The sequence below is a fragment of the Zoogloea sp. 1C4 genome (assembly GCF_009469605.1).
GTDB lineage: Bacteria > Pseudomonadota > Gammaproteobacteria > Burkholderiales > Rhodocyclaceae > Zoogloea > Zoogloea oryzae.
This window is the reverse complement of sequence record NZ_SSXU01000022.1, coordinates 21101-35270: the sequence shown is the minus strand read 5'-3', so window position 1 is coordinate 35270 and position 14170 is coordinate 21101. Positions and strand designations below refer to the sequence as shown.

The window sequence follows — 14170 nt, the reverse complement described above, 5'->3', positions numbered from 1 at the left end:
CGGTATTTCCACGGAATCACCCATGCGCGGCCACTTCGCAGCCATCTCCCTCATCCTCATCGGCGTCGTCGCCCTGGGGATCAACCTCGATCTGTTCGAGCTCGACATCGTCCGCCTGGCCCGCACCTGGTGGCCGCTGGTGCTGATCGCCCTTGGCGTCGGGCTGTTCCTCACCCCGGGCGAGCGGAACCGGCCCGACTGAGCCCACCCGCCTCGCCGCGCACTTAAAGGGAATGTCCCCGGCCAGCTAAAGTACGCCGGCCTGCGACCGTTATCCGGGAATAACCCGCTCAGATAACGCGCCCCGTGATTCCCGCCCGCTCCAGTTCCGCCGATCGCGCCGGACTCTTCGTCCTCGTCGCCGGCCTCGCCGCTGCCTTGCTCGTCGCCTTCCTGGCGGTGCGCAACCAGACGGAGCAGCGCGCCACCGAGCTGGTCGATCAGGGCTCGCGCCTCGTCAAGGCGCTGGCCGCGATTCCCAAGGATGGCCTGGTGCCGTCCCCCGGCCGTCCCAATCCCCTCGCCGCGGTGCTCCGCGCCCACGGCAACGCCGATCTGGCCTACGGCCTCGTCACCGACCCCCAGGGCCAGCCCCTGTCCGAAGTCACCGCCCCCGGTCTCACCCCGAGCGTACTGCCCCTGGCTGCCGACAAGCCGGCAGAATGGTTCGGCCACCGCCCGGTCGATAGCGGCGCAGCGGGGCTCGAACTGATCGAATTCCACGGCCCGCTCCTCCATGACGGGCGCCTCGAAGGTTTCGTGCGGGTCGCCTTCCGCGCCCCGACCCTCGGCTTCGACGCCCGCCAGCTGCCCTTCCTGGCCGGGCTGGCGCTGCCCATCCTGCTTCTCGTGCCGCTGTTCTTCTTCATGCTGCGCAGCCAGCTGCGGCCGCTGCAGGAGGTCAGCCAGCGGGTCGAACAGCTGGCCGCCAGCGCCCCGCCCGATCTCGCCGGCGATCCCGCCGCCCGGGATCTGGTCACCCGCTTCGGGCGCTTCCTCGACGCCACCGAGAAGCGCATCCGCGAGCTCGAAGCCGGCCGCGGCGACGCCGAAACCGCCATCAAGCTGCTGGGCTACAAGCGCGAAAAGGTCGAGAGCGCCCTCGAAACCCTGCCCGAAGGCGTACTGGTGCTGGACGAAGGCAGCCTCACGGTGTTCGCCAACACCAAGGTCGGCCCGCTGCTATCGGTCGATCCCGCGGCCCTCGTCGGCAAGCGCCCCACCGAATGGCCGGTGGAGGGCGGCGTCCTGCGGGCCCTCAGCCCGCTGCTGGGCGGCGCCTCCACCAGCCAGACCGCCGACTTCCACCCCGATGGCAACGAAAGCCGCCGCGTCAGCGTGTGGGCCCTGCCCCTGTTCGCCCCCCGCGACGCCACCCGCCGCCTCGGCTCGCTGATCGTCCTGCGCGAAACCACCGACCAGATGCTCGCCGCCCAGGCCCGCGACGAGTTCATCGCCCATGTGGCCCACGAACTGAAGACGCCGCTGGCCAACATCACCCTCTACGGCGAGCTGCTCCGGGACGACCCGAATCTCGCCGCCGACACCCGCGTCGAGGCCATCAACACCGTCTGCGACGAATCCCGGCGCGCCGCCGCGCTCATCAACAACCTGCTCAACATCTCGCGCATCGAGGCCGGCAGCATCGTCATCGACCGCCAGCGGGTGCGCCTGGCCGAACTGCTCGCCGACTGCATGGAGCAGCTCCAGCACACCGGCGCCAGCCGCGACCTGCGCCTGCAGGTGAGCGTGCCGCCCGAGCTGCCGCCGGTCGAGCTGGACAAGGATCTGCTGCGCATCGCCCTGAACAACCTGCTCACCAATGCCGCCAAGTACAACCGGGCCGGTGGCGAGATCATCCTGTCGGCCGAAGAGACCGACGAGCGCATCGTGATCACCGTGCAGGACAGCGGGATCGGCATTCCCGCCGCCGACCTGCCGCGCATCTTCGACAAGTTCTACCGCTCCGCCGACCGCGAAGCCGTTGCCCGCGGCGGCCACGGGCTGGGCCTGTACCTCGCGCGGCAGATCGTCGAGCTGCACCAGGGCCAGATCGAGGTCACCAGCCAAACCGGCCAGGGCACCCGCGTCACCCTGAGCTTCCGCAAACCCCATGTATTGCTGAGGGCCGCATGAAACGTCTCCTCGTCGTCGACGACGAACCCCACGTGGCCCGCGTGCTGCGGGTCAGCCTGGCCAAGGAAGGCTGGCAGATCGACCTGGCCCACGACGGCCACGAAGCCCTCGCCGCCATCGCCAGCAACCCGCCGGACGCCCTCATCACCGACATCCAGATGCCCGGCATGGGCGGCGAGGAGCTGTGCCGCCGCCTCCACGCCGACGACACCCGCCCATCCTTTCCGGTGCTGGTGATGACCTCCATGACCGCCCGCGACCAGCGCAGCTGGGCCCAGGAGCTGGGCGGCATCGAATTCCTCGAGAAACCGGTGAGCCCCCGGCGCATCGCCACCCTGCTCGGCCAGCTGGTGGCCCGGGAGCGCACCGATGACTGACACCCGCCCTGGCGATCTGGCCCGCTACGGCCGCTGGCTCAAGCGCGGCGTGGGCGAAGCCTTCAGCGCCGCCATCGGCACAGCAACGGGTGATCTGCTGTGGGCCGACGGCGACCCGGCACCCCTTGGCGAAGCCCTCGCCGCCTGCAACGCCGCGCCTCCGGGCGGCGACGGCATGCGCCGCCTCAAGACCGGCCTCGGCGTCACCTACGCCAGCCCCGCCCTGCTGCCCGACGGCCCCGGCTGGCTGATCGCCGTGCCCCGGGACGACGCTGCCCCCTTCGGCATCGACCTCGACACCGTCGCCGAGACCATGGCCGACGTGGCCGCCACCCTGGCCGACCGCAACAGCCTGGGCACCGAAATGGACGTGCTGGCCGCCGAACTGGCCGAACGCTACGAAGAGCTCCACCTTTTCTACGACATCGACCGCCACCTCACCAAGCAGGATCTGGGCGCCGAAGTCCTGCAGGATCTGCTCAAAAGCTGTGCCGAGCAGCTCAACGCCGACGTGGCCTGCTTCGTCCGCCCGGCCGAGAACCTCACCGTCTCCGCCACCAACCTCAGCAAGCCGATCCACAACCTGGATCTGGTACTGGTGGAGATGCGCGGCGACCTGTTCCGCTTCGTCTCGTCCAGCCGCGCCACGGTCGTCCTCAACGACATGAAGGACTCCCGCCGGCCCTACATCTTCACCGACATGCCCTACAAGGTGCTGGCCTGCCCGGTGTTCCAGGGCCTCGAGATGCCGGCCATGCTCACCCTCCTCAACCACCAGGAGAAGCCCGACTTCACCAACAGCGACCGCCGCCTGGGCGAGGTGATGGCCCACCAGATCTCCAACGTGATGCACATGGGCGAGATGTTCGCCGAGATGCGCCGCTTCACCGAGCAGATGGCCGCTGCGCTGATCGAGGCCGTCGAGGCCAAGGACCCATACACCCGCGGCCACTCCGAGCGGGTGCACCTGCTGTCGATGCGCCTGGGCCAGGCCCTGCGCCTGCGCACCGAGGAGATGGAAAACCTCCACTGGGGCTCGCTCCTCCACGACGTGGGCAAGATCGGCATCCCCGACGCCGTGCTGTGCAAGCCCGGCCGCCTCACCAACGACGAATACACCTTCATCAAGGTGCACCCGGAGCGCTCCTACGAGATCCTGCGCCATGTGGACCGCCTCAAGGGCGCCCTCGCCGGCGCCCGCCACCACCAGGAAAAATTCGACGGCACCGGCTATCCCCACGGCCTGCGCGGCTCCGACATCCCGCTGCTGGCGCGGATCATCGCCGTGGCCGACACCTACGACAGCATCACCAGCTCGCGCGCCTACCGGGCCGGCAGCACCCACGAGGCGGCAGAAAGGGAGATGCGCCGGGTCAGCGGCACCCAGCTCGACCCGGAGCTCCTCGACATCTTCCTGCGCCTGTGCGACGACGAGCCGGCCATGCTGCTGAAGATGAGCATCCGGCGGGAGTGCGACGATCACTAACAACGTCGTCCGCACCCGCGCGGGCACACTCACCTACCTCGCTCCCGAAGGCGCGCTGCACGACACCGACGCCGTGGGCGCCCTCGGCAGCGCCATCGACGCCTGCGCCGCCGACTACGAACTGCGCATCGTCCTCGATCTGGGCAAGGTCTCGCTGCTCTCCAGCCAGGCCCTCGCCCAGCTCATCGCCGGCAGCGCCAAGCTCGCCGGACTTGGCGGCTGGCTGCGCCTCACCGCCCCCAACCCGCTGATCCACGACATTCTGGTGGCCACCGGGCTTAACCGGCGCATCGAGATCTTCGACAGCGGCGGCCCGGATTCCCGCCCCCTGCCGCCGCCCCTCGCCCCCAGCGGCCAGCGCCTCGGCGACATCCTCACCGAACGCGGCCTCGCCAAACCCGAGCAGATCGCCGAAGCCGCGCGCCTGCAGCGCCAGCTCGGCCTACGCATCGGCCGCATCCTCATCGAGAAAGGCTGGGTGCCCGAGCACGAGCTGCTCCAGGCCCTCTCGGCCCAGCTCGGCGTGCCCTATCTGGCGATGCGCCCGGGCCTGTTCGACCCGGCCATCGCCGAAGCCCTGCCCCAGGACATGGCCCGCCGGCTAGGCGTGCTGCCCATGTTCCGGATCGGCAACGAGCTCACCCTCGCCACCACCGACCCGCAATCCATGCCGGTGGCCGACGAGATCGAGCGGGCCAGCGGCTGCCGCCTGCGCTGGGTGCTGGCCGGCGCCGACGCGATCCAGAAATGCCTGTTCGAGGCGTATTCCGGCTCCGCCTACGATCCCGACCTGATCGACGGCAACACGATGGACCTGGAGGTCATCGAGAACACCAGCCAGACGGGCGACACCACCACGATCGACGAGCTCGCCGCCGGCAGCCCGGTGATCAACCTGGTCAATTCGATCATCCAGCGGGCCATCCACGACAACGCCAGCGACATCCACCTGGAGCTCTTCCGCACCAAGGCGCGGGTGCGCTTCCGCATCGACGGCGTGCTCTACGAGGTGATGAACCCGCGCGCCGACCTCTTCCCGGCCCTCGTGTCGCGCCTCAAGGTGATGGCCAACCTGGACATCGCCGAGCGCCGCCTGCCGCAAGATGGCCGCATCCAGGTGTCCACCAAGGGCCGCACCGTGGACCTGCGCTTCTCGTCGCTGCCCGGCATCTACGGCGAGAAGGTGGTGCTGCGGGTGCTCGACAAGGGCACCACGGTGCTCGACCTGCATCGCCTGGGCCTGGCCGAAGGCAACCTCACGCGCTTCCGCCGTCTGCTGGCCCGCAGCCACGGCCTGCTGCTCGTCACCGGCCCCACCGGCAGCGGCAAGACGACCACCCTCTACGGCGCCATCGACCACCTGCGCAGCATCGAGAAGAACATCGTCACCATCGAAGACCCGGTGGAATACCAGCTCGACATCATCAACCAGAACCAGGTGAACGAGGCCGTCGGGCTCACCTTCCCGCGCATCCTGCGCCACGTGCTGCGCCAGGACCCGGACATCATCATGGTGGGCGAGATCCGCGACCGCCAGACCGCCGAGATCGCCGTGCAGGCCGCCCTCACCGGCCACCTGGTGCTGTCCACGCTCCACACCAACGACGCCGTGGGCGCGGTGGCGCGGCTGGTGGACATGGGCGTCGAGCCCTACCTGCTGTCGTCGGCGCTGATCGGCGTGATGGCCCAGCGCCTGGTGCGGCGCATCTGCCCCGAATGCCGCAGCACCTACATCGCCCCGCCAGAGCTCGTCGAACGCTACGGCTGGGAAGCCCGCGGCCAGGTGATGCTGGCCCGCGGCCGCGGCTGCCGCAACTGCTACGACAGCGGCTACAAGGGCCGGCTGGCGATCCACGAACTCATCGAGATCGACCGCCCGCTGCAGAGCCTGATCGTCGCCGACGCCGGCTACGAAGCCCTCAGCGACCACGTGAAGCGCGGCCCCACCCCGGGCCTCTTCGACGACGGCCTCGACCGTGTGCTGGCAGGCAGCACCACGCTGGAGGAAATCTCCCGCGTGGTGCTGCTGGAGTAAACCGATGGCCATCGAACTTGGCCCCTCCGGCGGCACGCCCGCCCCCACCGCCGCCAGCAGCGCGAAGGCCGCCTTCGCCGGCTGGAGCCAGCGCATCCAGGTGGCCGACCGGATCGCCTTCACCGAACAGCTGGCCCTGCTGCTCGAAACCGGCGTACCGCTCCACACCGCGCTCAGCGAGCTCCACGCCCAGTCCCGCCGGCCGCCGGTGAAGGCGGTGCTGGCCGCACTCCACCACGACATCCTCGAAGGCAAGCCCCTGTCCCAGGCCCTCGCCGCCCAGCCGGCGATGTTCCCCGGCACCTACACCCATCTGGTGGCGGCGGCCGAAGAGGGCGGCTTCCTGCCCGACGTGCTGGCCCAGCTCAAGGATCTCGACGAGAAGGCCCAGAACCTGCGCGTCGCGCTGGTCTCGGCCCTCACCTACCCGGCGGTGCTGATGGGCCTGTCGGTGATCGTCGTGGCCTTCATCCTGCTTTGGGTGTTCCCGCGCTTTGCCGATCTCTTCGCCTCCATCCACGACCGCCTGCCCGTCACCACCCTGGTGCTCATGGCCCTGTCGGATTTCCTGCACAAGTACGGCGCGCTGGTGGTGGTCGGCATCGGCGTGCTCGCGCTGGTGGGCCGGCGCGTCGCCACCTCGCCGGAAGGCCGTGCCGCCATCGAGCGGGCGGTGATGGCCACCCCGGCCCTCGGCAACATCGTGATGGGCATCCACATGGTGCGGGTGTTCCGCATCCTGTCCCTGTCGCTGTCGCGGGGCGTGCCGCTCCTCAAGGCGCTTGCCGCCAGTCAGGACATCGCCTCCACCCGCGCCCTGCGCGAGGCCATGGAGCGCATGCGGACGAGCGTCGAGGAAGGGCGCGGGCTCTCGGCGGCGCTCTCCGACACCGAGTTCATCCCGCCCCTGGCCCGGGAGATGCTCGCCACCGGCGAGCGCAGCAGCCATCTGGCCAAGGTGCTGGAGCGCCTCGCCGAACACTACCAGCGCAAGCTCGAACAGCGTCTCGCGACCCTCGCCAAGGTCATCGAGCCCGTGATGCTGCTGTTCATGGGCGGCCTCGTCGCCACCATCGTCAGCGCACTGATCCTGCCCATCTTCAAGCTGTCGGCGGCTGTTCATTAGGCGGACGGAATTCACGCTGACGGCTAACTTGCACCTCAACTTTCGCCCGCACTGGCCGTAACAGGGTCCATACCTGCTCACCGGGCGGAGTGCTCCCGCCCATTGCACTACAAGAACCGGAGTCCGCAATGAAGATTCGCCGCCCCCGCCTGCAAGACGGCTTCACGCTTGTCGAACTGCTGATCGTCGTGGTCATCCTCGGCGTGCTGGCCGCCATCGCCATTCCACAGTTTTCCGCCTCCACCGACGACAGCAAGGCCGCCGCCCTGGATGCGACCCTGAGCAACCTGCGCACCGCCATCGAGCTGTACTACCAGCAGCACGGCAGCTACCCCAGCGCCGTGGCCGCCGGCGGCTCCTTCGGGGCGATCGACACCGAAGCCGCCTTCGTTTCTCAGCTGGTCAAATTCACCAGCGCCGCCGGCGCCGTCAGCAACACCAAGGACGCCACCTACAAGTACGGCCCCTACCTCAAGAAGAGCACCATCCCTGCCGATCCGATCAAGAACGTCGCCACCGTCGAAGTCATCAACCTCGGCAGCCTGGGTATGACCGCCACCTCCGGCGACCCCGGCGGCTGGAAGTTCGACAACAAGACCGGCCAGCTGATCGTAAACATCGCCGCCTACCAGTCCCGCTGATCCTGCCGCCGTGGCAGCGCCCGGCATCCGCCCCGCCCGCAGCGGCGGGGTGACCCTGATCGAACTGCTCATCGCCGTCGGCATCCTCGCCATGCTTGCCGCCTCGGCCGCCCCCCTGATCGCCGCCACCAGCCGCCCGGCCCAAGCCGCCAAGGCCGCCGAGCAGCTCGCCGCGGCCCTGCGTTTCGCCCGCGACGAGGCCCTGCGCACCCAGACCCCCTGCGGCGTGATCTTCGCCGCCGGCAGCGCCAGCGACAGCTACAAGGTGTACACCCTCGACACCAGCAGCGCGCCGCCCACCCCGCTCTACACCGTCCGCCACCCGCTCTCCCGCCAGCTCTATGCCGAGACCCTCGGTAGCGGCAGCCGCCATCCCGACGCCCGCCTCGACAGCAATCTGGTCGTGCTGCCTTCAGGCACCGCTAGCGCCCTGTCCTTCCTCGCCGACGGCGCCCCGGCGACCACTCAGGGCAACGCCCTGCAGCGCCTCGCCAGCGGCAGCGCGCGGGTGCGCGTCCAGGCCGGCAGCCACACCCGCGACGTGCTGGTGGCCGCGGAGACCGGCCGCATCACCTTCCAGTAAGGCCATGAGACGGCAGCGTGGATTCGGCTACATCGAAGCCCTGGTGGCGGTGGTGCTGCTCGCCATCGCCATCGTCCCGGCCCTCGACGCCCTCTCCAACGCAACCCGCGGCGCCCCGACCGCCGACCGGGACGACGACCTGTGGCAGGCCGTCGCCAACAAGCTCTCCGACGTCGCCGGCGCCCGCTTCGACGACCTGGACGCAGCCGCCACCGCCGCTGGCAGCGCCACCACCGCCACCACGCTCTCCGACGCCACCACCACCACGCCGCGGGTGATGGTCTACCTCAGCCGCTACGACGGCGACAACGCCGACGGCGACAACAACCCCTTCACCGGCACCGACGCCGACCTGATCTGGGTCCGCGCCGCCATCACCGACCCGCCGGTCGAAATGATCACCCTGGTGACCCGATGAGGCCGCAGCGGGGTGTCGCCCTGGTCGAGCTGCTGGTCGCCGCGGTGATCGCCGCGCTGGTGCTGGGCAGCCTCGCCGGCATGCTCGGCGGCCTGCGTCAGAGCGACGCCGTGATCGGAGAACGCGCCACCCTGCAGCGCGACGCCCGGCTGGCGCTGGAGCGCATCGCCGCGATGGTCGAGGCCAGCACCCGCCTGATGGTGCCCCTCGAAGTCACCACCGCCACCCGCGACGTGCTCGCGGTGGCCCTGCCACCCGGGCTCGACCGCAACGGCGACGGCTACGCCGATGCCGACAACAACAAGAACGGCGTCGTGGACGACGACCTCCCCGCCGACGAGACCAACGACGGCGGCGCCGGCATCATCGGCATCGACGACGACGGGGACGGCCTGGTGGATAACGGCGCGAGCTTCACCGACAACGACGAGAACGGCACCATCGGCAGCGCGCCCGTCGCCCCCAAGACCGGCGCCGACTGGATCGACCCGGTGGTGTATTACCGGGTCGGCACCCAGCTGGTGGAGCGCCTGCCCAACATCGCGCCCTTCAACGGCAACGACTACTCCGTGCGCCCCATCGCCGACAACGTGACCGCCTTCAGCGTCACCCGCGTCGCCACCGGCAACCGGCGCTACCGGGAAGTCCTCGTCCAGCTCACCCTGACCGGCCCCGGCGGCGAAACCGGCAGCTGGTCGCGCCGCCTGCGGGTGGGGGCGCGATGAGCCGCCGCGCCCGGGGCTTCCTGCTGCTGCCGGTCAGCCTGCTGCTGATCGTCATCGGGGTGATCACCTTCGGCCTCGTGCAGGACATCGGCACCGGCGCCCGCAGCAACCTGCGCGAAGCCGAGCGGGCGCGCCGCCTCGCCGAGGCCGGCATCGCCCACGCCACCTGGAAGCTCAACCAGCTCACCACCTGCACCGGCTACACCGACCTGCCCGCCACCGCAGCAGGCAGCGACAGCTACAAGGTCAGCGTCAGCCCCACCTCCGGCAGCCCGGTCACCCTCACGGCCACCGCCACCCTGGCCAGCGGACTGCCAGGCGCCCGGGTCACGGTCAGCCGGCAGGTGCCCAAGACCGCCGGCAACACCCTCACCTACACCGTCAAGACCGACAGCAGCGGCGCCGACACCTACCTTGACGCCACCAATTTGGCGAAGAACTACGGCGCTTCCACCACCCTGCTGCTCCAGCAGGGCGCCAGCTACCCCCTGCTCCAGTTCGACCTCTCCACACTCCCGAAGGGCAGCCGCATCGTCGACGCCCAGCTCGTCCTGTACCGGGAGAACGCCGGCAGCCTTTCCCTGTCGGGACGCGTCGTGAACGCCCACCGGGTGCTCGAGCCCTGGGAGCCCGGCACCAAGAACGGCAGCAACGCCGCCGACGGTGCCACCTGGCTGACCCGCGACGGCTTCAAGACCTGGCAGATGGCCGGCCCCAGCGTCGAGTCGACGAGCGCGCTCGATGCGCCCCACACCCACTACTACCTGTCGGGCTACACGATCACCTGGGGCCTCACCAACCTCGTCCAGGGCTGGGTTGACCAACGCTATCCCAACTACGGTGTCCTGCTCGTCCCCACCTCCAGCTTCAGCGAGGCCTACGCCTCGGCCGAGGCCTCCGACGCCACCCGCATCCCCAAGCTGGTCATCAAGTACATCGCCCCCTGCGGCGCGCTCAACCCGCCCCAGGACGGCATCAGCGGCCGGGTGGCCTGGTGGAAGCTCGACGAGACCACCGGCGCCTTGGCCGGCGACGCCATCGGCGGCCACACCGGCAGCGTCACCGGCGGCAGCTGGAGCAGCGCTGGCGGCGTGGCTGGCGGCGCGCTCAGCTTTGGCTCGGCAGGCAAGATCACGGTCACCCACACCAGCGACCTCTCCATGAGCGGCGACTTCAGTCTGGCCGCCTGGATCAACATGAGCGATCGCAACGGCAAACGCCCCGTCCTCTACAAAGGCACCGCCGCCAACGAGGCCAACTACGCCATGGGCACCCGCGACGGCGAGATGTACTTCGAATACTTCGCCAACAACGCCTGGCGCACCTACACCACCACCGGCCTCAACCTGAAACCCGGCACCTACTACCACCTGGCCGCCACCTACAAGGACATCCTGCGCCAGATCAAGCTCTACGTGGATGGCAATCTCGTCGGCACCTTCACCGCCAGCTTCGGCAACACGCCTGTCGTCAACAGCCGCAACCTGCTGATCGGCAACACCCCCTACAACGAGAACTTCCTCGGGCGGCTCGACGACGTGCAGATCATCGCCTCGACCCTCGACGCAACCGGCGTGCTCAGCGCAATGGGCGGCAGCGTGCGCGTGCCGGTGGCCGACGCCTACGTCTCCAGCAACCTGCCCAGCAACGTCAACTACGGCACCACCACACCGCTGCAGGTCGCCTACATTCCTGACAACCGGCCGATCCTGCGTTTCGACCTGTCGAACATACCTGCCGGCACCGTCATCAAGCGCGCCATCCTGTCCTTCCACGTGGAGAACTCGGTCATCCTCAGCCTCTCCCTCAGCGCCAAGCTCTACCCGCTCACCGAAAGCTGGCTCGAAGGCACCCAGAACGGCGCCATCTCGAGCGGCGGCGTGAGCTGGAGCAGGCGCCAGTACGCCCCGGACCTCGCCTGGACCAACGCCGGCGGCACCTTCGCCAACAGCCTCGCCGGCACCCTCTCCCTGCCCCTGGGCGCCTCGCCCCAGCGCTACTGGGAGGTGAACATCACCACCACGGTGCAGGAATGGGTCGACGGCGTGCGGCCCAACAACGGGCTGGTCGCCCTGATGACCTTCGGCGAGGACTCCGCCACCATTTCCAGCCGCGAAAGCCTGCGCCAGGAACCCCGCCTCGTCATCACCACCAATTAGGCCTCGATGCTCAAGGAATGACCGGCGCCCGCCGATATGGGTGCCATGGAGTACAACGCACTCTGGACATCCCTGAAAGGCCGCCTCGCCGGCCTCAAAGCCCCGTGGCCCGCCATCCGGCGGAACACGCCCATCGGCTTTGATCTCGCCAGCGAGCGCCTCAACCTCGCCCAGATCACCCGTGCCGGCACCGAGCTGCGCTGGCAGGCGGTGGCCGGGCTGCCCTACCCCACGCCCCGCGCCGAACTGCTCGCCGATCCGGCGGCCTTCCGCCGCTTCGTCCGCGACGGGTTCAAGCGCCACGGTTTTCGCGGCCGGCGCGTGGTCAGCGTGCTGCCGCCGGGTGAGCTGCAGGTCATCTCGGTGGACTACACGACCCCCAACGGCCAGGACGACACCGCCACCCTGCTGCGCACCCTCAAGGAGCGCTTCAAGAGCGGCCTCGACGACGCGGTGGTGGACGTGCTGCCGATCCGCCGCCCGCCCGAGAGTAACCTGCGCTCGGCGGTGGTCGCCGTGGCCCCGCGGGAGCGGGTCATCGCCCATCTCGATCTGCTCCAGTCCGCCGGGCTCGAACCCATTGCCGTGGACATCGGCCCCGCCGCCCTGGCCCGGGTCGCCCGGGCGCTGGTCACCGGCGATCCACGGGCCAACCAGCTCATCATCAACTTCGGCGCCCGCCACAGCTACCTCACCCTGCTGTGGGGCCGCCGGCTGATGTTCGACCGCAGCCTCGACTTCGGCGAAGCCCATCTGGCCGACACCCTCGCCCGCAACCTCGACCTGCCCGCCGAACGGGCCCTCGCCCTGCTGCGCAAGCACGGCCTGCCCAGCCGTGGCGACGAGATCAGCAGCACCATCGTCGAGCTGCTCCAGCCGGATTTCCAGCAGCTCGCCCACGAGGTGGCGCGGGTGCTGATCTACTTCGCCTCCCAGACCCACGGCGGCTCGGTGGATGGCATCTACATCTGCGGCAGCATCGCCCGCCTGGACGGCGCTGCCGAATTCATCGGCCGCCTGCTGGCGATGCCCGTGCAGGTGCTCGACCTGTGGAAGATCCCCGGCAACGAGGGCGTGCCCATCGTCGAACCGCCGGCCGGGATGACCGTCGCCGCCGGCCTCGCCCTGCGCGCGACCGCCTGACATGGCCGACATCGACCTGATCCCCGCCTCCTGGCGTGCCGAACAGCGGGCGCGACGCACCCTGCGCGGCGGGCTGGTCGCCGTCGGCTGCGCCATCGCCGCGGTCGCCGCAGCGCGCGTCGGGATCGAAATCGCCAACCGCCAGGCCACCACCGCGCTGCAGACCCTGCAAGCCCAGCGCCGCGACAGCGACCGCATCGCGGCCCGGCTCACCGCCCTCAACGCGCGGGTCGACGAAGCCCGCGAACTGTCCCGCAAGGTCGCCGCCCTGCGCGGCCCCGACGTGGTGAGCGGCGTGCTCGTGCCCATCGACCAGGCCCTGGGCGAGTCCATCTGGTTCGACGAACTGATCTACACCCGCATCCCGGCCCTGCCCCAGCCCGGCACGCCCATCGCCCCGGCCGAGGCCAGCCTCGCCATCCGCGGCAAGGCGCCGGACCCGGCCACCATCGGCGAGTTTGCCGAGGCCCTCGGCAGCGCCGGCCCCTGCGCCAAGCCCCGACTGGTGCCCGGCAACGTCAAGCAGTACAACCGCTTCGAACTGATGGAGTTCGCCCTCAACTGCCCGCTCACCCTGCCTGGTGGAGGCAAGTCGTGAAGTTTCCCCGCGAGCTCCTCGCCCTCGACATCCGGGTGCTGCGGCTCGTCGCCGGCGCCCTGTCGGCGGTGATCCTGCTCGTCGGCTGGGGCCAGATCCTGCGGCCGGCGTGGCAGTCGCGCCAGGCAGTGCTCACCCAGACAGCGGGCATCCGCGAGGCCATCGCCAGCCTGCCCGACCAGCAGGCCCAGGCCGACGCCCTGGCGACCGAAGCCACCCGCCTCGAAACCACCCTCGACGCTGCCGACACCGCGCCGGCGCGCCTGCCCGGCGTGCTCGACAACCTGGCCCGCAGTCAGGGCGTCGAGCTGCTGCCGGTTTTCCCCGGCCAGCAGAACGAATCCGACGGCCTCGTCGAAACCCGTTATGACCTCGATGCCAGCGGCAGCTACCCGCAGCTGGTGGGCTGGCTCGCCGCCATCGAGTCCCGCCTGCCCAACGCCGGCCTGCAGGAGATCCGCTTCACCCGCCAGGTGAGCAGCGGCAGCGTGAACCTGCGCCTGCGCCTCGCCGTGTATCGCCGCCCGGCCACCCGCCAGCCATGAAGCACCGCCTGCTGCCCGCCCTCCTGCTGCTCATCGCCACCGCGGCCGCCGCTGCCGAGCCGCCCGCCGCACCCAGGCTCCACCACGACCCTTTCCGCCGGCCCGGCGGCACGCTGCTGGCGCCCGTCGCCGGCGATGCCTCCGCGCCCGTCGAATGGCAGCCCCGCCTGCGCGGCGTGCTGCTGTAGGGGGCCGCTT

15 protein-coding genes are annotated in these 14170 nt (G+C 70.0%); all 15 read left to right on the top strand.

The annotated features are described in order from the left end of the window. The first annotated feature begins 22 nt into the window (after positions 1-22). Positions 23-202 carry a DUF5668 domain-containing protein gene (locus GH681_RS19220; protein ID WP_153163162.1) on the top strand — a complete coding sequence of 60 codons (180 nt, stop codon included), beginning with the start codon at positions 23-25 and terminating at the stop codon, positions 200-202. 104 nt (positions 203-306) lie between these two features. Continuing rightward, the gene (locus GH681_RS19215) at positions 307-2136 is read left to right on the top strand and encodes a PAS domain-containing sensor histidine kinase (protein WP_153163161.1); all 1830 of its coding nucleotides are present in this window, start codon (positions 307-309) and stop codon (positions 2134-2136) included. After that, positions 2133-2513 carry a response regulator gene (locus GH681_RS19210; RefSeq protein WP_153163160.1) on the top strand — a complete coding sequence of 127 codons (381 nt, stop codon included), beginning with the start codon at positions 2133-2135 and terminating at the stop codon, positions 2511-2513. Before GH681_RS19215 ends, GH681_RS19210 begins: the two co-directional genes overlap by 4 nt. Continuing rightward, entirely contained in the window at positions 2506-3999 is a 1494-nt protein-coding gene (locus tag GH681_RS19205) for an HD-GYP domain-containing protein (protein ID WP_153163159.1), read from the top strand. Before GH681_RS19210 ends, GH681_RS19205 begins: the two co-directional genes overlap by 8 nt. Positions 4000-4072: 73 nt before the next feature. Beyond that, the gene (locus tag GH681_RS19200; RefSeq protein ID WP_153163158.1) at positions 4073-6034 is read left to right on the top strand and encodes an ATPase, T2SS/T4P/T4SS family; all 1962 of its coding nucleotides are present in this window, start codon (positions 4073-4075) and stop codon (positions 6032-6034) included. Between the two features lie 4 nt (positions 6035-6038). Beyond that, positions 6039-7160 carry a type II secretion system F family protein gene (locus GH681_RS19195; RefSeq protein ID WP_153163157.1) on the top strand — a complete coding sequence of 374 codons (1122 nt, stop codon included), beginning with the start codon at positions 6039-6041 and terminating at the stop codon, positions 7158-7160. A gap of 128 nt (positions 7161-7288) precedes the next feature. Continuing rightward, entirely contained in the window at positions 7289-7801 is a 513-nt protein-coding gene (locus GH681_RS19190) for a prepilin-type N-terminal cleavage/methylation domain-containing protein (RefSeq protein ID WP_153163156.1), read from the top strand. A gap of 10 nt (positions 7802-7811) precedes the next feature. Next, positions 7812-8384, top strand: a complete 573-nt coding sequence (locus tag GH681_RS19185) for a Tfp pilus assembly protein FimT/FimU (RefSeq protein ID WP_153163155.1) — start codon at positions 7812-7814, stop codon at positions 8382-8384. A 4-nt stretch (positions 8385-8388) separates the two neighbouring features. Continuing rightward, entirely contained in the window at positions 8389-8802 is a 414-nt protein-coding gene (locus GH681_RS19180) for a type II secretion system protein (RefSeq protein WP_153163154.1), read from the top strand. After that, positions 8799-9527: a PilW family protein gene (locus GH681_RS19175; RefSeq protein WP_153163153.1), complete on the top strand. Its 729-nt coding sequence runs from the start codon at positions 8799-8801 to the stop codon at positions 9525-9527. The genes GH681_RS19180 and GH681_RS19175 overlap by 4 nt, the downstream gene beginning before the upstream one ends. Then, the gene (locus tag GH681_RS19170; protein ID WP_153163152.1) at positions 9524-11686 is read left to right on the top strand and encodes a DNRLRE domain-containing protein; all 2163 of its coding nucleotides are present in this window, start codon (positions 9524-9526) and stop codon (positions 11684-11686) included. Before GH681_RS19175 ends, GH681_RS19170 begins: the two co-directional genes overlap by 4 nt. A 45-nt stretch (positions 11687-11731) precedes the next feature. Next, positions 11732-12829: a pilus assembly protein PilM gene (pilM, locus tag GH681_RS19165; protein WP_194271281.1), complete on the top strand. Its 1098-nt coding sequence runs from the start codon at positions 11732-11734 to the stop codon at positions 12827-12829. A 1-nt stretch (position 12830) separates the two neighbouring features. Beyond that, positions 12831-13427, top strand: coding sequence for a DUF6752 domain-containing protein (locus GH681_RS19160; RefSeq protein ID WP_153163150.1), 597 nt, complete (start codon positions 12831-12833; stop codon positions 13425-13427). Further along, positions 13424-13972, top strand: a complete 549-nt coding sequence (locus tag GH681_RS19155) for a hypothetical protein (protein WP_153163149.1) — start codon at positions 13424-13426, stop codon at positions 13970-13972. The genes GH681_RS19160 and GH681_RS19155 overlap by 4 nt, the downstream gene beginning before the upstream one ends. After that, positions 13969-14160 (top strand): hypothetical protein, encoded by a 192-nt coding sequence (locus tag GH681_RS19150; RefSeq protein ID WP_153163148.1) that lies wholly within the window; start codon positions 13969-13971, stop codon positions 14158-14160. Before GH681_RS19155 ends, GH681_RS19150 begins: the two co-directional genes overlap by 4 nt. Positions 14161-14170: the final 10 nt, after the last annotated feature.